General features: G+C 72.4%; 22 protein-coding genes. 10 read left to right on the top strand and 12 right to left on the bottom strand.

The genetic code is table 11. The features are described 5' to 3' along the window. The first annotated feature begins 487 nt into the window (after positions 1 to 487). Positions 488 to 1,741 (top strand): FAD-dependent monooxygenase, encoded by a 1,254-nt coding sequence (locus MILUP08_RS24915; RefSeq protein ID WP_007462877.1) that lies wholly within the window; start codon positions 488 to 490, stop codon positions 1,739 to 1,741. Here MILUP08_RS24915 and MILUP08_RS24910 read toward each other — a convergent pair. Then, positions 1,629 to 2,684 (bottom strand): phosphotransferase family protein, encoded by a 1,056-nt coding sequence (locus MILUP08_RS24910; protein WP_007462874.1) that lies wholly within the window; start codon positions 2,682 to 2,684, stop codon positions 1,629 to 1,631. The two genes, MILUP08_RS24915 and MILUP08_RS24910, sit on opposite strands and share 113 nt — an antisense overlap. A 127-nt stretch (positions 2,685 to 2,811) precedes the next feature. Between MILUP08_RS24910 and MILUP08_RS24905 the strand changes: the two genes are divergently transcribed. Further along, the gene (locus MILUP08_RS24905; protein ID WP_167626066.1) at positions 2,812 to 3,609 is read left to right on the top strand and encodes a hypothetical protein; all 798 of its coding nucleotides are present in this window, start codon (positions 2,812 to 2,814) and stop codon (positions 3,607 to 3,609) included. 8 nt (positions 3,610 to 3,617) lie between these two features. On the opposite strand, the gene MILUP08_RS24900 is transcribed toward MILUP08_RS24905, so the two are convergent. Genes MILUP08_RS24900 through MILUP08_RS35525 form a run of 3 tightly spaced genes read right to left on the bottom strand, consistent with a single transcriptional unit; the run spans position 3,618 to position 5,039 of the window. Next, the gene (locus tag MILUP08_RS24900) at positions 3,618 to 4,067 is read right to left on the bottom strand and encodes a hypothetical protein (RefSeq protein WP_144057009.1); all 450 of its coding nucleotides are present in this window, start codon (positions 4,065 to 4,067) and stop codon (positions 3,618 to 3,620) included. Next, entirely contained in the window at positions 4,064 to 4,801 is a 738-nt protein-coding gene (locus MILUP08_RS24895) for a hypothetical protein (RefSeq protein ID WP_007462869.1), read from the bottom strand. Before MILUP08_RS24895 ends, MILUP08_RS24900 begins: the two co-directional genes overlap by 4 nt. A gap of 16 nt (positions 4,802 to 4,817) precedes the next feature. Continuing rightward, complete coding sequence (locus MILUP08_RS35525; protein WP_007462867.1) at positions 4,818 to 5,039, bottom strand: hypothetical protein; 222 nt, start codon at positions 5,037 to 5,039, stop codon at positions 4,818 to 4,820. A 308-nt stretch (positions 5,040 to 5,347) separates the two neighbouring features. On the opposite strand from MILUP08_RS35525, the gene MILUP08_RS24890 reads away from it, so the two are divergent. From MILUP08_RS24890 to MILUP08_RS24880, 3 genes are all read left to right on the top strand, one after another. Continuing rightward, positions 5,348 to 5,593: a winged helix-turn-helix domain-containing protein gene (locus tag MILUP08_RS24890; protein WP_039906608.1), complete on the top strand. Its 246-nt coding sequence runs from the start codon at positions 5,348 to 5,350 to the stop codon at positions 5,591 to 5,593. 198 nt (positions 5,594 to 5,791) lie between these two features. After that, positions 5,792 to 6,055, top strand: a complete 264-nt coding sequence (locus MILUP08_RS24885) for a DUF6244 family protein (protein WP_007462863.1) — start codon at positions 5,792 to 5,794, stop codon at positions 6,053 to 6,055. A gap of 309 nt (positions 6,056 to 6,364) precedes the next feature. Beyond that, positions 6,365 to 6,799: a hypothetical protein gene (locus tag MILUP08_RS24880; RefSeq protein ID WP_007462858.1), complete on the top strand. Its 435-nt coding sequence runs from the start codon at positions 6,365 to 6,367 to the stop codon at positions 6,797 to 6,799. A 46-nt stretch (positions 6,800 to 6,845) separates the two neighbouring features. Here MILUP08_RS24880 and MILUP08_RS24875 read toward each other — a convergent pair whose 3' ends face one another. From MILUP08_RS24875 to MILUP08_RS24855, 5 genes are all read right to left on the bottom strand, one after another. After that, positions 6,846 to 7,256, bottom strand: a complete 411-nt coding sequence (locus MILUP08_RS24875; RefSeq protein ID WP_007462857.1) for a hypothetical protein — start codon at positions 7,254 to 7,256, stop codon at positions 6,846 to 6,848. Positions 7,257 to 7,324: 68 nt separating this feature from the next. Continuing rightward, positions 7,325 to 7,792, bottom strand: a complete 468-nt coding sequence (locus MILUP08_RS24870) for a nitroreductase family deazaflavin-dependent oxidoreductase (RefSeq protein WP_007462855.1) — start codon at positions 7,790 to 7,792, stop codon at positions 7,325 to 7,327. 311 nt (positions 7,793 to 8,103) lie between these two features. Continuing rightward, the gene (locus tag MILUP08_RS24865) at positions 8,104 to 8,964 is read right to left on the bottom strand and encodes a hypothetical protein (protein ID WP_007462854.1); all 861 of its coding nucleotides are present in this window, start codon (positions 8,962 to 8,964) and stop codon (positions 8,104 to 8,106) included. A 72-nt stretch (positions 8,965 to 9,036) separates the two neighbouring features. Continuing rightward, the gene (locus MILUP08_RS24860) at positions 9,037 to 10,014 is read right to left on the bottom strand and encodes an SEC-C domain-containing protein (RefSeq protein ID WP_007462853.1); all 978 of its coding nucleotides are present in this window, start codon (positions 10,012 to 10,014) and stop codon (positions 9,037 to 9,039) included. A 110-nt stretch (positions 10,015 to 10,124) separates the two neighbouring features. Next, positions 10,125 to 11,591: an MFS transporter gene (locus tag MILUP08_RS24855; RefSeq protein WP_007462852.1), complete on the bottom strand. Its 1,467-nt coding sequence runs from the start codon at positions 11,589 to 11,591 to the stop codon at positions 10,125 to 10,127. Between the two features lie 216 nt (positions 11,592 to 11,807). On the opposite strand from MILUP08_RS24855, the gene MILUP08_RS24850 reads away from it, so the two are divergent. Together MILUP08_RS24850 and MILUP08_RS24845 are read left to right on the top strand one after the other, a co-directional pair. Beyond that, positions 11,808 to 12,383 (top strand): TetR/AcrR family transcriptional regulator, encoded by a 576-nt coding sequence (locus MILUP08_RS24850; protein WP_007462851.1) that lies wholly within the window; start codon positions 11,808 to 11,810, stop codon positions 12,381 to 12,383. A gap of 387 nt (positions 12,384 to 12,770) precedes the next feature. After that, a complete protein-coding gene (locus MILUP08_RS24845; protein ID WP_007462850.1) occupies positions 12,771 to 13,589 on the top strand; it encodes an esterase/lipase family protein in 819 nt (272 codons plus the stop codon). Positions 13,590 to 13,634: 45 nt separating this feature from the next. On the opposite strand, the gene MILUP08_RS24840 is transcribed toward MILUP08_RS24845, so the two are convergent. Then, positions 13,635 to 14,507: an aldo/keto reductase gene (locus tag MILUP08_RS24840; protein WP_007462849.1), complete on the bottom strand. Its 873-nt coding sequence runs from the start codon at positions 14,505 to 14,507 to the stop codon at positions 13,635 to 13,637. A gap of 214 nt (positions 14,508 to 14,721) precedes the next feature. Between MILUP08_RS24840 and MILUP08_RS24835 the strand changes: the two genes are divergently transcribed. Continuing rightward, positions 14,722 to 18,750, top strand: coding sequence for a CHAT domain-containing protein (locus MILUP08_RS24835; RefSeq protein WP_007462848.1), 4,029 nt, complete (start codon positions 14,722 to 14,724; stop codon positions 18,748 to 18,750). A 62-nt stretch (positions 18,751 to 18,812) separates the two neighbouring features. On the opposite strand, the gene MILUP08_RS24830 is transcribed toward MILUP08_RS24835, so the two are convergent. Together MILUP08_RS24830 and MILUP08_RS24825 are read right to left on the bottom strand one after the other, a co-directional pair. After that, complete coding sequence (locus tag MILUP08_RS24830) at positions 18,813 to 19,325, bottom strand: hypothetical protein (protein WP_007462847.1); 513 nt, start codon at positions 19,323 to 19,325, stop codon at positions 18,813 to 18,815. Then, entirely contained in the window at positions 19,322 to 19,636 is a 315-nt protein-coding gene (locus MILUP08_RS24825) for a hypothetical protein (RefSeq protein ID WP_007462846.1), read from the bottom strand. Before MILUP08_RS24825 ends, MILUP08_RS24830 begins: the two co-directional genes overlap by 4 nt. Before the next feature lie 215 nt (positions 19,637 to 19,851). Between MILUP08_RS24825 and MILUP08_RS24820 the strand changes: the two genes are divergently transcribed. Continuing rightward, the gene (locus MILUP08_RS24820) at positions 19,852 to 20,217 is read left to right on the top strand and encodes a YciI family protein (RefSeq protein WP_007462845.1); all 366 of its coding nucleotides are present in this window, start codon (positions 19,852 to 19,854) and stop codon (positions 20,215 to 20,217) included. 131 nt (positions 20,218 to 20,348) lie between these two features. Then, positions 20,349 to 21,731 carry an FAD-binding oxidoreductase gene (locus tag MILUP08_RS24815; protein ID WP_007462844.1) on the top strand — a complete coding sequence of 461 codons (1,383 nt, stop codon included), beginning with the start codon at positions 20,349 to 20,351 and terminating at the stop codon, positions 21,729 to 21,731. Positions 21,732 to 21,908: the final 177 nt, after the last annotated feature.

Below are 21,908 nucleotides of genomic sequence, written 5' to 3'. Positions count from 1 at the left end.
GTTGTCGGAAGTGAGGCCGTGGCCCTACGCCGTGCATAGGGGTGCATGACGTGCCACCGTCGGATGACGGTTGGAGTCACTGAGCAGCAACCCGACCAGCGATCGACCGAGCTGGTACGGCAATTGTCTGTGCCTACCTCGGATGCATTCTGCGGCATACCGCGGTGAACACGGACGATGGCCGTCCTATTCGGAGCATTCGGTGTCGGAGAAACTTCCAGTGCTGGCCATGGAGCCGCGCTCAGGCGAATGCAGTAGAAGAACCGATCCCCCCCGATACGTGGCCCCGCCTCGGTTAGCAGGACTCCCACAGCATTCCGGCCGTCTATGCCTGTGTCAACCCTCACATTGATGGATCTTGCTGCCTTGACCACTGTCCCCGCCGTGATTACGGTCGGGGCGGCGGACGTGTCCACAGCGCCCGCCACACGGGGGAGCAAATGGGTACGACAGGTCCTTTCGGGCTGCCGACGACTGGTGGCCCGACATGATCGGTCCCGCGCACGCCGTGGTCGTCGGCGCGGGAATCGCCGGCACGGCCGTCGGTCTCTTCCTGCGCCGGATCGGGTGGCGCGTGACGGTTCTGGAGGCCCGGCCGGCGCGCGAGCGACCACTCGGGTCGCACCTGAGCCTGGCCGACAACGGCCGTACCGTGCTGCGCGACCTGGGTCTCCTCGCCGCTGTCGGCGCCGCCGGCACGCCCACCGACCGCATCTCCTTCCACGACCACCGGGGACGAGAGATCGGCAGCAACAATCAGGTGAGCACGCTGATCCGCCGCGACCGCCTCGGCGAGGTGCTGCGCGAGGCGGCCCGTCGCGCCGGCGTCCGCATCGTCGAGGGCGAGCGGGTCGTCGGGCTGCGCGACGACGGGCACGACCGGGTCGTCGCCACCCTCGCCGACGGATCGAGTCACAGCGGTGACGTGTTGATCGGTGCGGACGGGGTGCACTCGCACACCCGTCGGACCATGTTCCCCGACCATCCGTCGGCGCGGTTCACCGGAGTCATCGACGGCGGCGGCTCGGCCCCGCGGGTCGACGGGATCGCACCGGAGCCGGTGCTGCGCCTGACGTTCGGCGCCAACGCCTTCTTCGGCTATCAGGCACTACCGGACGGCGAGGTGGTCTGGTTCCAGAGCATGCTCAGCGGGGACGGGGACGGGGACGTCGTAGCGGGCCCGCGAGCCGATCCGATGGACCGATGGCGGCAGCGGCTCACCGAGCTGCACGGCGCCGACCACCCACCGATCCCCGCCGTCATCGACGCCAGCACCGGCCCGGTCATCCGCTGGCCGGTCTACGACCTCGACCCTCCGGCCCGGTGGAGCCGAGGTCGGATGTGCCTGGTCGGCGACGCGGCCCACGCGATGCCGCCGCACGACGGGCAGAGCAGCTCCATGGCCCTGGAAGACGCAGTGGTCCTGGCCCGGTGCCTCGCCAGCGCCGACGACCTCGCCGACGCCTTCGCGCGTTTCCAACAGCTCCGTGAGTCGCGGGTGGACACGGTCGCCGGGCTGGCCCGCCGCACCGGCAGCCTGAAGTTCCCGACCGGCCCCCGCGAACGGCGGGCGCGCGACGCCGTGCTGACGATGTTCATGAAGGCCGGCGTGGCCGCCTCCGAGGACGTCAGCCGGTACCGCCTGCAATGGCCGACGGACTCGCACGCCGCAGCTCGGTCAGCTCATGATCCAGCAGGTCGGCCAGCCGCTCGAACCGGTCCGGACGGGTCTCCCGGGTGATTCCGCGGCTGGGCATCTCGACAGTCATCAACAGGTACAGGTGCAGACGGTAGAGACTGAGCCGACGCAGGGTGGCCTCGTCGAAGACCACCGGCTCGGCCGCCGCCGCGCGGTAGCCGCGCAGGAAGGGATGGTCCGCGTCGTCCTCCACCCGCCGGTAGATCAGGGGCGACACGAGGTCCATCAGCGGATCGCCGAACAGGTACCGCTCACCGTCGACGATCCCGCGCAGGCGTAGGGCACCAACGGGTTCGGGGTCGGGTTCGGCGAGCACGTTGCCGTCCCAGCCGTCGAAGTGCAGCAGCGACGGCCTGCGCACCTGGTCCAGAACCCAGGCGTACCGGTCGGGCAGCTCCTGGATCCGCGCCGGCGAGGTGGGCAGCCGCACCCCCCAGTCCGCCGCGTCGGCGAGCAGGTCGCCGAGCATGGCGGAGAAGGCCGCGCGCCACGTCGTGCCGCTCGCCCGGCCACCGTCGTACCCGTAGTGGTCGCCGGTCACCGTGTGCAGCGCGGCGATCGCCGCGCCGAAGTCGTGTCGGGCCGGGCCGTCGTCGAGGGGCTGCCCGGAGCCCGACCACTCCTCCAGCGACCGCCCGGGCAGTAGGCCGCTGAACAGCCACTCGCCGTGCTGCCGGTCATTGCCGTAGTGCAGCAGCGGCGGCACCGGCACCTGCGGCGCGCGCGCGGCCACGAGGCGGAAGTATCGGGCCTCCGCTCCGCCGAGCCCCCGCTCGTAGCGCAGCAGCGGCGCGTCGGGCGGCGGCGGCACCTTCAGCACGACCTCGCGCCCGTCGTCGAGCGTCACCCGCCACACCGTCGCGAAGCCGCCCCCCAGGATCGGGCCGCAGTCCACCACTCGGCGATCCGCGCCGAAGGACGCGTCGACGAAGCCTTGCACCTGATCATGATCCAGCGACCGTTGGGTGCGGCTGAGTGCTTCCACCCGTCGTCCCTTCTCCCCGCCCCTGCCGGTGCCGGGACGTCGATCCGTCACGAGCGGTCGTCGCTACGGTGACGATCGTCAGCGTGCCAGAGCGGTCGGGAAATTGTGGTCCGCGGCATGCCGACGCGTGTTTTCCCCTGGCCATGGTGTGGGAATTCACGATTGGCGTGCACAGGCGCGGGTTTACCGTGCCTCGGTGGCTAACCCTCCGGACGCGGCGCGGATGCGCCTCCGCCTACGTGTTCACCACGTGTCCCGCAGCGCACAGCTGCAGCGGGTGATCATGATGGCGGCTCCGCTTCGCAACACCCACATCACCAACGTGTTGTGGCAACACACCGGCGCGCTCATCAGCTCCCGCGCGGATCTACTGCGTCTCGGGGCGCTGTTCCGGCTGGCGGCGGTCAGCCCACACAGCGCGGTGTTCCTGCCGTTGCGGATCAACGAACCCAGCGATACCGCCGCGTCCTGGCGTGACGGCCAGGGATTGGCCGACCTTCTCATCGTGCGCCGGGATGTGCCGCTACGACCGTCGGCCTGGCCGAGGATCCGTGCGACGCTACGCCGTGGCCCCGGAGTCCCCGCGACAATGTCGGCACCGGCTCCGCGCCCGCCGGCCGTCGAGACATACAACCCGGCGCTGCAGGCATTGTTCGTCGCCGAACATGCCAGCACGCTGGTGATGTCAGGCACCCCCACCGCTTTGCACGAGGCCGGTGACGAGCTGACGTGGTGCGGCAACGAGGTCGCCACCAACGAGGACATTCACCGGTACGGGGGACCCACCGGGCTCAGCCAGTTCAACGGACCGGACCGCCGCTCCGGACGACGGGACGGTAGCTGGGAATGCATGGTCCTCGCCGAGGACCAGATCTTCCACCGGTCTCGCTGGCTGCGAGCCATGTCCGAACCAGCTGACGCCTAATACTGCGATTAGTGCGTATCTCCCTGGTCCACCTGTTGCTGCGCCGCGTTGTCGGCGGCCTGCGCTGCCGCCGCGAGGATGTCGTCCCGTTCCCGGTCGGTGCAGCCCTCGTCCTCCAGGAGCCCGAGCAGCAGCACGGTCCGGGCGACGATCGCCCGCGCGTCGTCGGGCACCGGCGGACGTTCACCGAGCGCCGCCCACACCAACGCCTCGGCCAGTGCCGGCTCCACGTCGCACCCGGTCGCGTCGTAGCGTTCCCGTGCGGACGCCACGAACCGGATCACCGGCGCCCGGTCCTGTCCGGCGACGAACCGCCGCCGCACCGCCACCAGCAGCGCTCCGGCGAGCAGGTCCGCGTACCGTCGCCAGTCCGCCTCGGTGAACCGCCGCAGCCGCCGTTCGTGGCCGCGCAACCGTCCCGCCAGAAGGCCGCGCAGCGCAGCGTGCGGATCGCTCACCACCGTGACTCCCTGAGCTTGTGTCGGCGTCGCCGGGACACCAGGACGTTCGCCGCCTGGCAACCGCGGGCGATCTCCCCGGCGGTGGCCGTGCTCCTGGTCGCATCGGGCATGGGCGACACCGCTTCGCCGGTCAACCCCGCCACCGAGCGGTCGATGCGGCACGCGCCGACCGCGAGTCGCGCAACGACAAGGTCCAACCGGGTGATCGCCGCCGCGAAGCGCCGGGCCGCGACCACGTCCGCCACACTGTGGGTACGCCGAAGCCGGTCCTCGGCCGCCCCCAACCGCCATCGGGTACGGGCGGCCAGCGCGGCGGCACGGTCAGCGTCGACCCGAGCTGCGCCGAGCCCGACGAGCAGTTCACCTGCTGTCGCGGTCGCCGCCGAGGCCCGATCGGCGGCCAGGCCGGCGTAGACCAGACTCAGCGCCCGCCAACACTCGGTGACCGCGTCCTGCCAGGGCAGCCGCCGTCCGGGTGACCCCGATCCGTGCAGGTGCGCGCCGGCCCGGTCGGCGGCGGCGATCGTGGCCAGCCAGGCGTCGCGTAGATCATCCACCGGGTCGCCGTAGTGCGCCATCCGGGCCCGCGCGGCCCGCTGCTCGTCGCACGGGCCGGGCCGTCCGCAGCTCCGGCAGATCCCGGTGTACGCCTCCGTCACATGCTCGGTGATCCTCATCCTCGCCTCGGTGACCTGTTGGTTGGTGTGCGTGTACAGATCGTCCGCGTTCACCGGCGGCCTCGGCGGTTCACTTGTCGGCCTCAGCGGTGGCCTTGACCAGGCGTGCGAAGAGCACGTCAGTGCACGGGTAGTCCATGCCGCAGCCGCACACCCACCTGCGGACCACGCGCGGTGGATGGGCGAAGAGAGTGTCGTCGGCGTCCTCGACGTCCTGCTCGGACACGAGACGCTGGGCTCCTGGGCGTCGGGCGGCTGGTTCGCTGGGCTGGTCGTCGGGTCGATCGGGCATCGGGTACTCCCGTCCGGTTGGTCTCCTTGCTGGTCAGGGCGTTGCTGGGGCGACATCTGCCAGCAGCATGTGCGCCGTTCGGCGGCACGCGCCGTTCAGCGGTGGTGCGGTGGGCGGCGTGCGGGCACGCCCCGGCACGCCCGGCCGGACGGGGGGACCGAACGACCGGGCGCTTCCTGCGGGTGGGAAAGAACCAACTCCGGGGTTTGCAGACCTGGGAGCCGGTCATGGGGAAGCGTATATAACAGGTCATGCACGCGCAAGCACTGTCCGCACATTGCTTGCTATACAAAGTTGCTCGTGATCGAATGGCGGGGCAGACCTGGGAGACACCAATGCCCGCCAAAGCCAAGTGGGCGCTGATCGCCGACGGCATCCGCGCTCAGATCCAGTCCGGCGAACTCGCGCCGGGCGACAAGCTGCCCTCAACCTCCGAGTTGTGCCGTCAGCACGACGTCTCGGCCATCGTGGTCCGCCAGGCCATCAACGCGCTCAAGATCGAGGGCTTGGTGGAGGGCGTCGGTGGGGTAGGAGTGTTCGTCGCCGAGCGCTGAGCACGCGCGATCCGAGATGCCGCCAGAGATCTTGGTGCAAAAGCGCCCTTGGAGGGGCGTTTTCGTACCAAGATCTACTCGTTGGGTTCACGACTGGGCGATCGAGTGGTCGCGCTGGGTGCACGGATCTCGTACGCTCCCTTGTGGTCTCCGCCGGTGCGGTGGTGGAGGTGATGGTCGATCAGGGGGAGGGTGCGCGTGAGCGCAGCACAGATCATCGCGAGGTTGGCGGCGGCGTCGCAGAAGCTCGACGAGGCGAAGGCCAAGACCGCAGCCGCAGCACAGGACGCGGCCGAGGCACGATCACTGGTTGCCGGTGCGCTGGAGGGCGTCGCCGCCGGCCCACTGGTCGGCATGATCGACGCGTACCGCCAGGCACTGGCGCAGGCGTCCCAGGGCGGCGAGCCGGCCAAACAGCACGTCCAGGAGACGATCGCGAAGGTCCGCGCACTGGGAAACTGACCACGGGTGGTGGCAGCACAACCCACCAACCACCCGCACCGAAACCCCTTGCACCGAATGCCTCGGCAGCATCCAGGGCGCGACGAAACGCCGACAAGGGCAAGGGTGGGGCCAGGTCACGACGACAGATCGCGAAGAGCCCGGAGGCGCTCGGCTTCGGAGCCGCAGCGGGCTCTGCCGCATGGGCTACCGTCTCGGAAGTCATGCCGATCACTGCGAAGGCGCTCGTCGGGTCGTTTCTGGCGATCGGGGCGGCCATGGCCTCGCTGCGGGCCTTGGCGAACAAGGTGGACGAGGAGATGGGCAAGGATGAAGATCAATAGTCAGGTCGAGCCGTTGGCGCGCAATGCGATCCATGCGGCAGTTCAGCAGGACCTCGCTAAGCTTCGCGCTGCACTCCGGGCGATCCCGAACGACCAGGCCGCCTACGAGTCCGTAGCGCTTGCCCTCGCTGTGACCCAGCTCGTTATGACGAACATCCACGACGGCAAGCCAAGTGAGCAGCAGACTCGCGCGGTAGCAGCCGAGATCGCCCAAGCCGAGGCATGGGCTCAGGTGAGTGAAGAGCAGGTCTCCAACTTCCTTCTGCGCTTGGTCAACGGCGAGCCGCTCGCCCAGGCGATCGCCGAGGAACACATCATTCTGGCGTTCGTTGCGGCGGCCAACCTTCTGTCCTCCTGCCGTCGGGACAGCGAGGAGTGGTGGGACCACCTCGACCGAGCGGAAGCGGCCTTGGAGGCGTGACCGCCTGCTCGTGGGTTCTGATGGAGCGAACGCGGCTCGACAGGACTCAGCGAGTGATGCGGACCTCGTCCTCGAAGTGCGGGTAGTCGCACATGTCCTGGCCGCACAGTTCGAAGCCGCCGCTGATCAGAGCCACACCGGGCTTGAGAACGAGCCCGCCGCCCTCTACCCACGCTCGCCCGGTTACGACCTGCGGCTCGCCGGTGCACAGGTTGAGGGGCGCCCAACCGGAGGCGTACGCGACTCTGTTGCCCGACCGCTGCCTGATGATCAGCTCGGTGGCGCCGGACAGCCCGGGGTCGCAGGTCACGGTGAGGGTGACGTCCACGGCGACACCCCTCGCGACAAGGGTCGCGGACGTGACCTCGACGGTGCTCGCGGCGCTCGCCGGCGACGGCGTCAGCAGCACGAACAGGGACAGCCCGAGCAGTGCGATGGTGGCGGTGCTGCGGCGCACGGCGGTTCTCCTTGTCGGAGTGAGTGCTTACCTGCGGTCACCATAGCCCTCCGCGGCACTCACGCAGATCAATCGATCGTGGCATCTTCCCGGGACACGCGTTCGATGACGACGACCGGAATCTCGCGGTCGGTGTCCTTCTGGTAGCGGGCGTACGTCGGGAAGACCTTCGTCATCACCGGCCACAGCCGGGCCCGTTCCTCAGCACTCGCCGTGCGGGCGCGACAGGTGAACCGCTCCGCGCCGACCTGGATCTCCACGGTCGGGTCGGCGCTCAGGTTCAGGTACCAGGCGGGGTGGTTGGCCGCGCCGCCGTTGGAGGCCACCACCAGGTGGTCGTCACCGTCCCGGCCATAGATCAACGCGGTACGGCGGAGTGTGCCCGAGCGGCGTCCCCGCGTGGTGAGCAGCAGGGCGGGATAGCCGTGGTAGGTGCCGCCGTCGGCGCCGTCGGTCTCCACGTATCGCCGGACGTGCTTGCCCACCCAGCCGACCGGGCTGTTCTCGATCGTGTCGTGCTGTTCCTGTGCGGTCACGCCATCGCCTCCGTCACCGAACCGGCCGATCGCGGACGTCGATCGTGAGTGGACGGTATACCTGGGAGTCATAGTTATGACTCACAGGTATAGACGCTCGGGGGACATTGCCCTCCGGAGCGTCCGCCTGCGCCGTGCCATCCGCTGCGGGCCGATGCCGCACACCCAGGACAGGTCAGTCGCGCGCCCGACCTGCACCAGCAGGCGTCGTTGCGGCGGGACGGCCAGGCCGTCACTCCCACCTCGTCCAGGCGGTCGGCGCTCCGTGCCCCGCGCCGCCCCGCCCGACTGCGCCGCGGTGCGATCGTGACTCATGAGGCAAGCAGGTCGAGTAGGCCACCGATGACGAAGAGCCCGGCCGCCACCCGTCGGAGAAGGTTCAGCGGTCGGGTCTGGTCGAGCATCCCTCCGTAGCCGGACAGCAGAGCGCCCCAGACACGGTAGGCCGCCGCCGAGGTCAGGGGCCGCGTCTCGGGGAAGGCGAAGACGGCGAAGGTGAAGAGGAACACCACCAGGACCCCCACGAACAGCCACGGCCCCACCGACCCGCTCGTGCTCAGAGCACGGGCGCCACCGATGCCACCGAACGTCACGGCGGGAAGGATGAGCAGGGGCCAGATGCTCGTCCGGGATGCTTCCACGTCCAGGATCAGGTCTCTCTCGTCGGCGGGCAGTTGCTCGGCGATGAGGTCGTTGATCTGACGCACGGCGTACTCGAACTGCTGCGCGCAGACGTGGCGGCCATGCGGGCGCTGGCAGTCGTGCTTCGACGGCAGAGCCGCGATCACGGTGCTGTGGAACTCGCGGTACTGGTCGAGGTCGAGCCGTAGCCTCGTGGGGACGGCCGCCGGAGGCCGGGTGACCAGGAAGAGCCCGTGTCGGTGGACCACCTGCACGAAGCCGCCGATGGCGATCTCCTGAATCCCTACGAGCCGAGCGACCTGGCGCTTGCGCCGCGTCTGGCCCAACAGCCTCTGTGTGCGCTCAATGGCCTGCCGGCCTCGCGCTCGCAGCTTGTCGGGGTCGGCCAGGTCCAGGATGACGGTGAGGCCGGCGAGGTAGAGCAGCGACTTGCCGAGGCGTCCCCAGAAGACCATGGTCAGGCCGAAAAGCTCCAGATTCTCCGTGGGCCTGCCCGCGAACCACGCGTCGACAACGTCCAACCCCCACATGCGCGAACTCCGACCCACGCCGACACCGACAGATAGGTCGATGGTCGCAGGCGGTGTACAGCGACGGAGGGATCAGCTTCGCGAGCGCGGCAGGCAGCACTTCTTGTACTTCGCGCCCGAGCCGCACCAGCAGGCGTCGTTGCGCCCGGGCGGCCAGGCCGTCAGGCCCACCTCGTCGAGGCTGTCGGCGTACCCGTCGAGGGTTTCCTCGTCGACGGGCTTGTCGCCGGCGAAGGCCGCCAGGCCCTCGGCGGTGCCGGCGACGACGCCCAGGTCGCCGCCGCCCAGCCCGGACGCCTCGACGAGGGCGCGTTCGATCTGGGTGCGGTGCTCGTCCCACGTCTTCGGGTAGCTGTCGACAAGCGCGGGCCAGCGCAGTAGCAACGCGTCGAACTCGGCCTGCGGCCAGTACAGCAGCGTCGCGGGGCCGTCGTCGAGCGCGTCGAGGGCGTGGTTGCTGGCGGCGCGCAGCCGGTCGGCGAGGTTGTCGTACTCGTCGTGCGGCAGGCCCATCTCCTCGCGCAGGGTGTGCCGCCGCTGGGTCAGCCCGTAGATCATGGCCGCGGCCTCGTCCTGGGCGTCCTCGGACTCGTGCTGCTGGGTCCGGGTCCGTTCCAGGATCGCGTCGAGCGCCCCGGTCAGCCATTCCAGCGCCAGGTCGGTGTGGCCGGCCTCGGCCAGCTCGTCGACCAGGTAGGTGGCGTTGGGGTTGGTCTCCAGCAGCGGACGCAGGGCGGTCAGCTCGGCCATGCCCTCGTCCGAGCGACCGAGGCGCAGCAGCAGGCCGCCGCGCACCGCTCGGGCGTACGCGTCCTCGTCGGGCTGTTCCGCGATCGCCCGGGTGGCCAGCGCGAGCGCGTCGGCCAGGTCGCCCGCCTGCGCCAGGATGTCAGCGGCGACCAGCAGGGCGTACCCGGTGTCGTCGGGGTCGGCGACCCGTCCCTCGTCGACGGCGCCCACCAGTTCCGCGACGAGCGCGGCCGGGTCCGGGCTTGTGGATCCCAGGTTGCCGATCTCTTCGATGCGGTCGGCGGTCAGCAACTCGGACATGGGCGCATCCTGAAGACGACGAGCGGTGGACGGGGGAGCGGCCCAGCGTACTCCCGAAGAGGCCGGAGCCCGGGCGGCGAACCGCCCGGGCTCCGACGCGCCGGCGGACCTCAGCGGGTCGCGGGCATGGTGGCGAACTCGCCGGCTAGCTCGGACTCGACGATCGTCGCGGTGGACGGCCGGCGACCGGCCGACGCCCGCCGGGCGGACGGGACGGCGAGGGCCGCGAGCGCGGCCGCCAGGGCGATCGCCGTGAGGACGAGAAACCCCATCGTGAAGCCGGCCTCCCGGGGCAGGCCGCTGGCCTGCGGGTGGGCGGTGATCACGCCGCTGACCACGGCCGCGCCGATCGCGCCGCCGATGGTACGGATGTTGGCGTTCATGCCGGTGGCCACGCCGGTCTGGCTGGCGGGCACGCTGCCGACGATCAGGTTGGCCATCGACGCGAAGGCCAGGCCGATGCCGAGACCGACCAGCCCACCGGCGATGCCGACCTCCCAGCGCGTGTCGTGCGCGGCGGCCAGCATCGCGGAGGCGGCCACGTTGAACGCGGCGCCGGTGGCGAGCTGTGCCTTGGCGCTGAACACGGCCTGGAGTCGGCCGGCGACGAGGCCGGCGACGAACATCGCGACGAGCATCGGCAGCATGAGCAGACCGGCCTGGCTGATGCTGGCGCCGAAGCCGTAGCCGGCGGCGGTCGGGGTCTGCACGAACTGGGGAAGGAACGCGTACACGGAGAACATCGACGCGCCATAGAGCAGGGCGACCAGGTTGGTGGTCCAGACGCCGGGCAGGCGCATCATCCGCATGTCGATGAGCGGGTTGGTCGAGCGCACCTCGGCGACGAGCCAGCCGACCAGCAGCACCACGGCGAGCGCCAGCAGGCCGAGCACCCGGGTGGAGGTCCAGCCCCAGGCCGCGCCCTGGCTGATCGGCAGGAGCAGCGCGACAAGCCAGCCGGAGAGCAGCAGGGTGGCCCGCCAGTCGATCCGACCGGGGGTCCGCACCGGGGACTCGGGCACGAACAGGTGCGCGGCGACGGCGGTCAGGCCGACCACGACCAGCGGGATCCAGAACAGCCAGCGGTAGTCCAGCGCGGCCACGATCGGGCCGGCGAGCACGACACCGAGGCCACCGCCGGCGGCGACGATCGCCGAGATGGCGGCGACGGCGCCGCCGACCCGCGCGGCGGGGAACTCGTCGCGGATGATGCCGAACGACAGCGGGAAGACCGCGCCGCCGATGCCCTGCACGACCCGGGCGACGATGAGCACGCCGATGTTCGGCGCGATGGCCGCCACCAGGCAGCCGAGGGCGAGGGCGGCGAGCGAGACGACGAGCATCCGCTCCTTGCCGACCATGTCGCCGACCCGTCCGAGGATCGGCGTGAAGATCGACGCGGAGAGCAGGTAGGCGGTCAGGACCCAGGTCACGGTGTTCTGTGAGGTGTGCAGGTCCTGCTGGATGGTCGGCAGCACCGGGGTGATCAACGACTGGAGCATCGCGAAGAACCCGGCGCCGGCCGCGAGCACGGTGAAGGTGAGCCGACGCGAGCTGCGTCGGGAGGTCACTGACACGAGAGAAAACTCCCTATGTGGTACGGAAGGAGATTTGTCGCCCGTCGTCGGAGGCGGGCAGGTCTGTCGGGTCCGGGCGATCGGGTGGCCAGGCGGATCGGGCGGGTCCCGAGGTAAGCTAACCGGAGGCTGTCCTCCGGCATTTGCGGAGGGGTGCCTCCACTAAGCTAGCGGAGGGGTGCCTCCGGATGCAACCAAGGTGAGGTGACGCACGTCATGACCAGTGCGGGGCAGATGCCCGAGGTCTTCGCGCAGCGGCCCAAGCGGGCCGACGCGCGGCGCAACTACGACGCCCTGGTCGTCGCGGCGCGCGACGCGTTCGCCGAGAACGGGGCGGCCGCCTCCCTGGAGGACGTGGCCCGCCGGGCCGGGGTGGGCATCGGCACCCTCTACCGCAACTTCCCGACCCGCCGGCACCTGTTCGAGGCCGTCTACGTCGAGGAGGTCCGCGCGCTGAGCAATTCCGCCGCCGACCTGGCCGAGCTGCCCCCGTGGGACGCGCTTGTCGCGTGGCTGCACCGCTTCGTCGCGTACGTCGCCACGAAGCGGGCGCTCGCCGAGCAGTTGCTGCACGACTCGGAGATCTTCGCCAGCTGCCGGACGGAGATCTACGCCGCAGGCGAGCCGCTGATGCGCCGCGCCCAGGCCGCCGGGGTGGTCCGTGACGACATCGGCTTCGACGACGTGGTGCGCCTGATCAGCGGGCTCACGATGGCCCAGTTCCCCGGGCCGGAGCAACGTGACCGGGTGCTCGGCGTGGCCCTGGACGGGCTGCGCGCAACCGCCCGCTGAGTACGCGCAAACGCGCGACCGCCGGGTGAGGACGCCTCGGGGCGCGACCGCCGGGTGAGGACACCTCGGGGCGCGACCGCCTGATGGGCGCGCCTCGGCGCGCGACTGCCGGGTGAGGACGCGCGGCGGCGGGGCTCTCCTGGTGCGGCTGCGCGCCCTCGGCGACCCCTGCGGCCGTGTGCCGGCAGCGGCGCCGAGCCGTCGGCGGTGTCCGTCGTGGAGCACGGCCGAATTGCCGGTTTGCGCCGTCGGTGGGACAACGGGTTACCGGTGCGTAACAAGTGATTGACGTTTCTAAATTGTTGCGGGCATGATCGTCGCACGGTCGACCGGACACCCCCACCCACCTGCCCGGTTCGCCGGGTGCCTCCCCCCGGAGGTGCAGCCATGCTGCTCCGAAAGACCGTCCTCGTCGTATCCCTCGCCACCGCCGCCCTGCTCGTCTCCGCCGGCGGCGCGACTGCGGCCCCAGCGACCCCTGCTTCCGCAGCCCCGGCCGCCGGAGCCCCGGACGCCGCATCCCCGCTCACCACGGCAGCCGCCGCCACGGCCAACCCGGTCATCGTGGTCGGCGGCCTCAGCGGCGTCGCCGTGGCGTACGAGCCCATCGCCGCCCGGCTGCGCGCCGACGGCTACCGGACCTTCATCTACCAGCTCCCGGGCCTGGGCCTCGGTGACATCCCCGCCTCGGCCCGCGCGTTCGCCAACTACGTCGCCCAGGTACGCGCCAGCACCGGCGCGGCGACAGTCGACCTCGTCGCCCACTCCGAGGGCGGCCTGGTCAGCCGCTACTACCTCAAGCGCCTCGGCGGCACCGCAAGCGTCGGCCGGTACGTCAGCCTGGGCACACCCCAGTACGGCACCTACGTCGCCAACATCGTGGCGTTCCTCGGCCTCGGCAGCTGCGCCGGCATCGTGGCCTGCCAACAGATGACCATCGGCTCCGCCTTCCTCGCCGACCTCAACGCCGGCGACGACACCCCCGGGTCGGTGCGCTACACGACCGTTCGCACGCTGCAGGACGAGCTGGTCCGGCCGACCGGCAACGCGGCAGTCAACGACGGGGCGACGAACGTCCTCATCCAGGCGTACTGCCCGCTGCGGGTGGTCGGCCACCTCGGCCTGGTGCTCGACGGCACCGCGTACACAATCGTGCGCGGCGCCCTGGTCGACGGCCCGGTGCGACCCAACTGCCTCGCGGTCTGAGGGCCGTGCGGGTGGTCCCGGCCGGGACCACCCGCACGGCCTCGCTCAGCTCGCCTTGGCCAGCGACTCGAACTCGTCGTCGGTGAGCCGGACGTCGGCCGCGGCCACGTTCTCCTCCAGGTGCGCCACCGAGGACGTGCCGGGGATCGGCAGCATCACCGGCGAGCGGCGCAGCAGCCAGGCCAGCGCGAGCTGCGCGGGCGTCGCGCCGTGCTCGGTGGAGATCGCGTCCAGCGGGCCGCCCGGGCGGGCCAGCTCGCCGGTGGCGATCGGGAACCACGGGATGAACGCGAGGTCGTTGCGCTCGCAGTACTCCAGGACGTCCTCGGCGCTGCGGTTGGCGAGGTTGTACAGGTTCTGCACCGAGGCGATCGTGGTGATCGCGCGGGCCTGCTCGATCTGCTCGACGCTCACCTCGGACAGCCCGATGTGGCGGATCTTGCCTTCCTGCTGCAACAGGGCCAGCTCACCCAACTGGTCCGCCAGCGGCACCTGCGGGTCGATCCGGTGCAGCTGGTAGAGCGGGATGCTCTCCAGACCCAGGTGACGCAGGCTCAGCTCACACTGCTGACGCAGGTACTCCGGGCGGCCCACCGGGCGCCAGTCGCCCGGGCCGGAGCGGGTCAGCCCGGCCTTGGTCGCGATGACCAGGTCGTCGGCGTACGGGTGCAGAGCCTCGCGGATCAGCAGCTCGGACACGAACGGGCCGTACGAGTCGGCGGTGTCGATGAACGTCACGCCCAGCTCGACCGACCGGCGCAGCACCCGCAGCGCCTCGGCCGGGTCCTTCGGGTCACCCCAGACGCCCGGCCCGGTGATCTGCATCGCCCCGTAACCGAGCCGGTTGACAGTGACGTCGCCCCCGATCCGGTACGTGCCGGACGCCTTCGCGGGCTGCTTGCTGATGTCGGTGGCCATACGCGCATCCCCAATCGTCTTCGTCGCGGCGGGGAAGAGAATCGACCCACCACCTCGTGATCATCCCCCGGAAACCGCCCGTCATGCCGCCGCCCGGTCGATTGTGTGCGCCGACACGGTTGTGCCGGATCACCTGTCGTCTTCCCACTAGCGCCCGTCCTGTCCGGTCTGCTACGCCTGATCCGAGTCGGCGCGGCCGGCCGGGGGAGGCGCGATGTGGCGACGGTTCCGACCCGATCCGGTCGGTCGGCTGCGGGAACGGCTGGACCGCTTCGACGCCACAGGCGATCCCCGGGCGGTCCTCGACTCCGGCGCGATCCGCGACGCCGAGGCGGTCATCGACCTGGTGACCGCCACGCCCACGGACGGGCCGCTGCCCGAGCGGGTCGCCGAGGGCGTGTTCCTCCTGGCCAGCCTGCACTGGTACCGCTACCGCCTGCTGCCCTCGGGCGAGGACGCCGACGACCTCGGCCAGGCGCTCGGGCTCACCGAGTTCCTGCTGAGCTTCGCCCCGGAGCGGGTTCCGCCGGCGATGCGGGCGCTGCTGCACGCGCACCGACGGCCCAGCGGCGGCGCCCCACACGCCGACGCGCCGCCGAACCGGTCCGGCCCGCGCTCGGCCGGCCCGGGCGCCGATGCCGCAGGCGCCTACTACGTCGAGGCGGTCCTGCTGATGGCCGCGGCGGAGACCAGCCGCGACTTCCGGGCGGCCGACCGGGCCGAATCGCTGCTGCGCCAGGCCCTCGACGGTACGCCGCCGGAGGCGCCGGAACGGCCGCACTACCTGTCCGCCCTCGGCAGGGTCCACCGTGACCAGTTCCAGCACCTCGGCCGGCAACGGGCACTCCCGGCGGCCGTCGCGGCGCACCGGGAGAGCATGGAGTCCACAGCGGTCGGCGACCCGGAACGTCCGGTGCGGCTGTTCAACCTCGGCAACGTCCTGGGCGACACGTACGAGGTCGACCGCGACCCGGCCGCGCTTGACGAGTCGATCACGGCGCTGCGCGACGCCGCCCGGGCTGCCGCCACCGGCACGCCGGTGCGCACGATGGCGCGGATGAACCTCGGTCAGCGGCTGCGCGACAGGTGGCGGCTGCACGGCCGGCCGGGCGACCTCGACGAGGCGGTCGACGTCTTCACCGCAGCCCAGGGCAGCGGCGACCCCCGCGTCGCCGCCCTGCACGGCACCGCGCTCGCCGAGCGGTTCCTGCGCGATCGGACGCCGGCCGACCGGGATGCCGCGATCGAGGCGTACCGGTCGGCGCTGGCCGGGTTCGGCGGCCTCGACCCGGAACTGGCCGGCAGCGCCCAGGCCGGGCTCGCCACCCTGCTCGCCGAACGGCACCAGTCCGACGCCGACCCGGTCGACCTCGACGCGGCGATCGACGCCTACCGGGCGACGCTCGGCGCCGGACCGACGCCCGGCGGGACGGACCTCGACGAGCTGCGGCAGGTTCTGGCCGGTCTGCTGGTGACCCGCTACGAGCGGCGGCGACGCCCCGACGACGCCACCGAGGCGGTACGCCTGCTGCGCGACGGCGTGGCCGCCGCCCGGGACACCGAGCGGCGGGCGCACCGGCTCGCCGAGCTCGGCCACGCGTTCGGCGTCGGCCACGCCGACCTGGGCGGTGTGCGCGCGTTGCGCGCCGGTCGGGAGGCGCTGACCGAGGCCGAACGGCTGTTGCCCCGTGCCGATCCGCTGCGCCACCAGGTGCTCAACAATCTCGGCAACATCCTGCGGGAACTCTCCGACCAGGCCGGGGAACCGGCGCTGTTGGAGCCGGCAGCGGTCGCGCTGCGGGCCGCGGTGGCCGCCGCCGCGCCGGACTCCACGCTCCTGCCCCGGTACCGCTCGAACCTCGGCCTGGTGCTGCAGGCGCTGTTCACCCCGACCCAGGACCTGGCGATCCTGACCGAGGCGGTGCAGGTGCTGGCGCAGGTAAGCGACACCACGCCACCCGGGCACCCGGACCGGATGCCGGCGCTGATCAACTACGGCTCGGCCCTGAACCGCCGGGTCGAGCTCTTCCTGGCCGATGCGTTGCCCGTCGGCGGTCAGCCCGCCGAGGAGGTCGCGGCCGGCGTCGCCGCCGACTCCGAGGCCGCGGTGGTCGCGCTGCGCGAGGCCGCCGAGCTGGCCGAACGGGAGGCCGACCCGGCCGAGTACGCCCAGGCGGTCGCCACCCTCGCCCTGGCCCACCTGCTGCGGCATCAACTGCGCGACGACCCGGCGGCACTGGACGAGGCGATCGGTCTGTTGGAACTGTTGAACGACCGGCCGTCGGCAGACATCGACCGGCACCGGATCCGCACGAACCTCGGCAGCGCGCTGCTGCTGCGCTTCCAGGCGGGACACGCCGCGGCCGACGCGGACGCCATGCTGGCCGCGTACCGGGGGGCCGTCGACGTGCTGGCCGACGGGCATCCCGCGCGCACCATGTGCCTGAGCAACCTCGCCACGGCCCTCGAGGCAGTCGCCACCGCCACCGCTACCCCCGCCGCGACCATCGACGCCAGGTCCGCTGCCCTGGCCGAGGCGACGGCGGCGTTGCGTGCCGCCGCCGACGTCGAGTCCGCGCCGTCGCTGCTGCGGGCCGGGGCGGCCACCCGGTACGCGGCGCACGCCGAGGCGGCAGGCGACCTCCGGACCGCGCTCGACGGGTACACCACAGCGATCGAGCTGATCGACCTGGTGGCCTGGCACGGCATGGACCCCGACGACCAAGCCCGCCTGCTCGGGCAGTTCCCCGGGCTGGCCAGCGACGCCGCCGCGGTCGCCATCGCCCTCGACAACCCGGAACGCGCCGTCGAGCTGCTCGAATACGGCCGGGGAGTTCTGCTCACCCGCGCCCACGACGCGGGCGCCGACCTGGCCCTGCTGCGCGCGCGGGCCCCCCGGCTGGCCGCCCGCCTCGCCGAACTCCAGGCCGCCCTCGACGACTTCCGCGCATCGCCGGTCGGTGCGGACAGCGGCGGGTCGTCGGCCGCCGGTGCCGGACCGACCCCGGAGCAGCGGTACGACCTCGCCACCCGCCGTCGCCAACTGCTGACCGAGATCCGCGACCGGCCCGGCTTCGCCGACTTCCTCCGTCCGCCGCCCTTCGACGAGCTGGCCCGGGCCGCCGCCGACGGTCCGGTGGTGCTGGTCAACGTGGCCGCCCGGCGCTGCGACGCGCTTGTCGTCGCGGACAAGCAGGTAAGCGTCGTGCCGCTGCCGGAACTCACCCTGGCCGAGCTGCTCACCCGGACGGCGAGCTTTCTGACCGCGATCGCGGTGCTCACCGGGCCGCCGGCGCCGGACGCCCCGCAGCCGCAGGTGCAGCGCCGTCGATCGGCGGCTCGCGCCGAGGTCGCCGAGACACTGGACTGGCTGTGGCGGGTCATCGCCGCACCCGTCCTCGACAGGCCCGCATCCACCCCGCCGTCGGCGGACGCCGGACCGTCCGCCCGGCCGTCGGGCGGGGCCGGATCGGTGGGGGAGTGGCCTCGGCTGTGGTGGTGTCCCACCGGGGTGCTCACCCTGCTGCCGCTGCACGCGGCAGGTCCGATCGAGGGTGGCGACGGGGTGCTGGACCGGGTGGTCCCGTCGTACACGGCGTCGCTGCGGGCGCTGACGCGTGCGCGCCTGGGCGTCCCGGCTCGACCCGAACCGGTCGACTCGGCGCTGTTCGTCGGCATGTCCCAGACGCCCGGCCTCGCCGACCTGCCCGGCGTCGCCCGGGAGGAGGAGATTGTCCGTCAGTACGTGCCGCGGGTCCGCTCACTGCTCGGCCCGGCGGCCACCCCGGCGGCCGTGCTCGCCGCCCTGCCCGACCAGCAGGTCGCCCATCTGTGCTGTCACGGCACCCAGGACCTGCGCGCCCCGGCCTGGGGTCGTCTGGAGCTGGCCGGCGGCGCGTTGCACGTTCGGGACCTGTGGCGGCCCGCCGGCAACCCGGCGGCGCTGGCGGTGCTCTCCGCCTGCGAGACGGTACGCGGTGGCGCGGCGCTGCCCGACGAGGCGCTCACCCTCGGCACGGCCTTCCAACTGGTCGGCTTCCGGCATGTCATCGGCGCGCTGTGGTCCATTTCGGACACGCTGACCGTGCGGCTCTGCAAAGGGCTGTACGACGGGTTGTCGGTGCCCGGAGGGATCGCGCCGGACCGGGCGGCCGTGGCCCTGCACGCGGCGGTCCGCCATCTCCGCGAGGCCCTGCCCGATAACCCGGACACCTGGGCCGGCTACGCCCACCTCGGCCCCTGACGCCGGCCATCCGTGTGGCGTGCCGGCCCGTCAGGATCAGCTCGCTTCGCCCACCGCGCGGGTTACCGAGCTGACGGCAGGGAGCCGACGGCGGGGGAGCTGACGGCTGCGGTGGCGGGGCGGGCGGGGGCGTACCAGGTCACGCCGACGGCAGCGACCAGCAGCGCGGTGCAGAGCAGCACCAGCCCCACCCCCATGCGCAGGGACCGGACCGCCGCCACCGCCTCCAGATGGTCCCCGAGCGGGACCGGCGGGAGCGCCGCCACCGGGGTCACCGTCAACCGCCCGTGCGCCGCGCGGAGCAGCGCGAGCGCCCCGGCCACGCCCGCGGCCAGGGCGGCGAGCAGCAGGACCCCGACCAACGCGCCCCAGCCCGCCGCGAGCGTGGTCACATCGGTGCGACCCCGGATCAGGCTGAACCCGACGAGCGCCACCAACAGGCCGCCCAGCCCGTTGCGCCAGGCCACCGCCGCCGCCCGGACGCGCTCCAACTCGCCGCGCAGCAGGCCGGCCAGCTGCTGCGCGCGGTGCAGGTCGGCGACTGTCGCGGGCGGGCCCGGACGAAGCCGGATCACGCCTCGACCTCCAACCACAGCGTCCAGTACGCCCCACAGCCACGCAGCCCGGCGGGGCGCCCCGGGTGCTCGGCCTCGCACTCGCACAGCAGCGTCCGGTAGCCGGGATCGGGGGCCGCGACGTCCTTGCGGTACACCTCGTCGACGAGCGTCGTGGTGCTCGGGTGGGCACACCGGGGGCACCGCCCACTGAGCACCACCGCGAACTCGAACTCCTGCGGCTGGAAGCCCGCCGCGGCCTGCGTGGCGTACGCCTCGTCGGTCACCTCGGCGTACGGCAGCGGGCTCGACACCGGATCGTCGTCGCGCATTCCGACCTCCCCACCACCGATGCCCGGACCGTCCACCGTAGTCGGTGCCGGCACCGGGACCGACCGACCTGCCGGCGGAGTTGTCGACCGACCGGGGCCAGTTGCGCGGAGCGACAGGTACCGCAGTCGTCGGCGTGCGACGCTGGGCGCGTGCCGGTGACGCCGGCTCGGGCGGCCGGCCCGGTGCGTGCCGGCGCGACGGCGGAGGGAGCACCATGGCGGGGACGCCGCAGGTCGACTTCGCGCTCGACACGTACGAGTGCATCGTGATCTATCCCGGCGCGGCCGGACGGGCCCTGCCCCCGGAGACCGTGCAGCGGTTGCAGGCCGAGCACACCGAGCACATGCAGGCGTTGCAGCGCAGCGGCATCATCCTGGTGGCCGGCTCGGTGGACGGCCCGGCCCGTGAACCGGAGCCGCCGATCGGCTTCGGGCTGGCCCGCACGGGCAGCGTCGAGGACGTGCGCAGCGTGCTGGAGGCCGATCCGGCGGTGCAGGCCGGCCTCTACCGGGTGGACGTGCTGACCTTCCTCTGCCCGGCCGGCTCGCTGGAGTTTCCGCTGGTCAAAGCGGAGAGCTGACGGTCGGTCAAGCGACGGGTGTCGTGATGGTGACGGCGGTCGGGCGTCCGCCGGTGTTACGGTCGCGCGCACCGAGGACCGCAGTCGGGGCGCACCCGGCGTCATCGGCCGGACCCGGTCGAGGAGACGCCATGAGCTCCGCCACCACCCCCGATGTCGCGTCCGCCGCCGCGCGGCTGCGTGCCCTGCTCGGTGACCGCCTCCACGAGCCGGGCGAACCCGGGTTCGACACCGCCACCCGCCTGTGGAACGCCGCAGTCGACCGTGCGCCCGCCCTGGTCGCCCACTGCCTGGACGCCGAAGAGGTGGCCGCGGCGATCCGCGTCGCCGCGCGGTGCCACCTGCCGGTGTCGGTCCGCTCCGGCGGGCACGACTGGGCCGGCCGGGCACTGCGCGACGGTGGCCTGGTGCTCGACCTGACCGGTCTGCGCACGGTCCGGGTCGACGCGGACCGGGGCACGGTGACGGTGGCCGGCGGTGCCAGCGCCGCCGACCTGCTCGCCGCCGCCGCCCCGTACGACCTGGTGGTGCCCACGGGTGTGGTCCGGGACGTGGGCATGGCCGGGCTGACCCTGGCCGGTGGGTACGGCCCGCTCTGCGGGCGGTTCGGCCTGGCGCTGGACAACCTGCTCGGCGCGGAGGTCGTCCTCGCCGACGGTCGTCGGGTCACCGCCGACCCGCGCCACGACGCCGAGTTGTACTGGGCGCTGCGCGGCGGCGGCGGGAACGTCGGCGTGGTCACCGAGCTGCGGTACCGGGCGCACCGGCTGCCCGCAGTACTCGCCGGCATGATCATGTTCGCGCTGGCCGAGGCGCCGGCCGTGCTGCGCGGCTACGCGGCGCTGCTCGCCGACGCCCCGGACGAGTTGACAGTGATGGCCGGGTTCCTGCCCGGCCCGGCCGGCGAACCGGTGGTCTTCGTCTGCCCCTTCTACAGCGGCCCGGACCTGGACGCCGGCCAGCCGTGGCTGGACCGGCTGCGGGCGCTGGGCACCCCGCTCGTCGACCAGGTCGACCCGCTGCCGTACGCGGACGCGTTGCGGATGTTCGACGGCGGGATGGTCGACGGAAACCACTACCTGCTGCGGACCCGCTGGCTGCCCCGGCTCGCCGACGGCGCGGTGGACGCGCTCGTGGACGCCGCCCGGCAGGTCACCTCGCCGTTCTCCGCGCTGGCCCTGCACCACTTCCACGGCGCGGCCACCCGGGTCCGGCTCGGCGACACGGCGTTCGGCCTGCGCGCCGAGCACCTGCTGACCGAGATCATCGCGGTGTGGCCGCCCGGCGGGGAGGCGGCGCCGCATCGCGCGTGGGCCGATCGCACCTCGGCGGCGCTCGCCCCGTTCGCCCTGCCCGGGGGCTACCCGAACCTGCTCGCCCCGACCGAGACCGAACGGGTCCGGCTGGCGTACGGCGCGAACTGGGCGCGGCTGCGTCGGGCCAAGCGGCACTACGACCCCCGTGACCTGCTCACCGCAGTGCCCACGCTGCCCCCGTCGGGGCACCCGGAGTGAGCGTGGGCCGGGAGCGCCCCGACACCGCCCGCCACGACAGGCGTACGATTCCCGGCGCGCGGTCGCCGTTGCCCGTCGCCACAACGTTCCCGGTGCGGTTCCGCCCGCCGGTCCGACGCGCGCCGCGCGTTGTTGGACACCTGTTCCGCTGCCTGCAAGGGGTCGGCCCCGAGTCCG

The sequence above is a fragment of the Micromonospora lupini str. Lupac 08 genome, from assembly GCF_000297395.2.
In the GTDB taxonomy this organism is placed as follows: domain Bacteria; phylum Actinomycetota; class Actinomycetes; order Mycobacteriales; family Micromonosporaceae; genus Micromonospora; species Micromonospora lupini.
This window is presented reverse-complemented; position numbering and strand designations above follow the sequence as displayed.

What these genes read in the sequence shown, in the direction of transcription:
- MILUP08_RS24915 (WP_007462877.1), top strand. Translation starts at nt 488, where the DNA reads ATGATCGGTCCCGCGCACGCCGTGGTCGTCGGCGCGGGAATCGCCGGC.
- MILUP08_RS35525 (WP_007462867.1), bottom strand. Translation starts at nt 5,039, where the DNA reads ATGCCCGATCGACCCGACGACCAGCCCAGCGAACCAGCCGCCCGACGC.
- MILUP08_RS24890 (WP_039906608.1), top strand. Translation starts at nt 5,348, where the DNA reads ATGGCGGGGCAGACCTGGGAGACACCAATGCCCGCCAAAGCCAAGTGG.
- MILUP08_RS24880 (WP_007462858.1), top strand. Translation starts at nt 6,365, where the DNA reads ATGAAGATCAATAGTCAGGTCGAGCCGTTGGCGCGCAATGCGATCCAT.
- MILUP08_RS24865 (WP_007462854.1), bottom strand. Translation starts at nt 8,964, where the DNA reads ATGTGGGGGTTGGACGTTGTCGACGCGTGGTTCGCGGGCAGGCCCACG.
- MILUP08_RS24860 (WP_007462853.1), bottom strand. Translation starts at nt 10,014, where the DNA reads ATGTCCGAGTTGCTGACCGCCGACCGCATCGAAGAGATCGGCAACCTG.
- MILUP08_RS24850 (WP_007462851.1), top strand. Translation starts at nt 11,808, where the DNA reads ATGACCAGTGCGGGGCAGATGCCCGAGGTCTTCGCGCAGCGGCCCAAG.
- MILUP08_RS24845 (WP_007462850.1), top strand. Translation starts at nt 12,771, where the DNA reads ATGCTGCTCCGAAAGACCGTCCTCGTCGTATCCCTCGCCACCGCCGCC.
- MILUP08_RS24840 (WP_007462849.1), bottom strand. Translation starts at nt 14,507, where the DNA reads ATGGCCACCGACATCAGCAAGCAGCCCGCGAAGGCGTCCGGCACGTAC.
- MILUP08_RS24835 (WP_007462848.1), top strand. Translation starts at nt 14,722, where the DNA reads ATGTGGCGACGGTTCCGACCCGATCCGGTCGGTCGGCTGCGGGAACGG.
- MILUP08_RS24825 (WP_007462846.1), bottom strand. Translation starts at nt 19,636, where the DNA reads ATGCGCGACGACGATCCGGTGTCGAGCCCGCTGCCGTACGCCGAGGTG.
- MILUP08_RS24820 (WP_007462845.1), top strand. Translation starts at nt 19,852, where the DNA reads ATGGCGGGGACGCCGCAGGTCGACTTCGCGCTCGACACGTACGAGTGC.
- MILUP08_RS24815 (WP_007462844.1), top strand. Translation starts at nt 20,349, where the DNA reads ATGAGCTCCGCCACCACCCCCGATGTCGCGTCCGCCGCCGCGCGGCTG.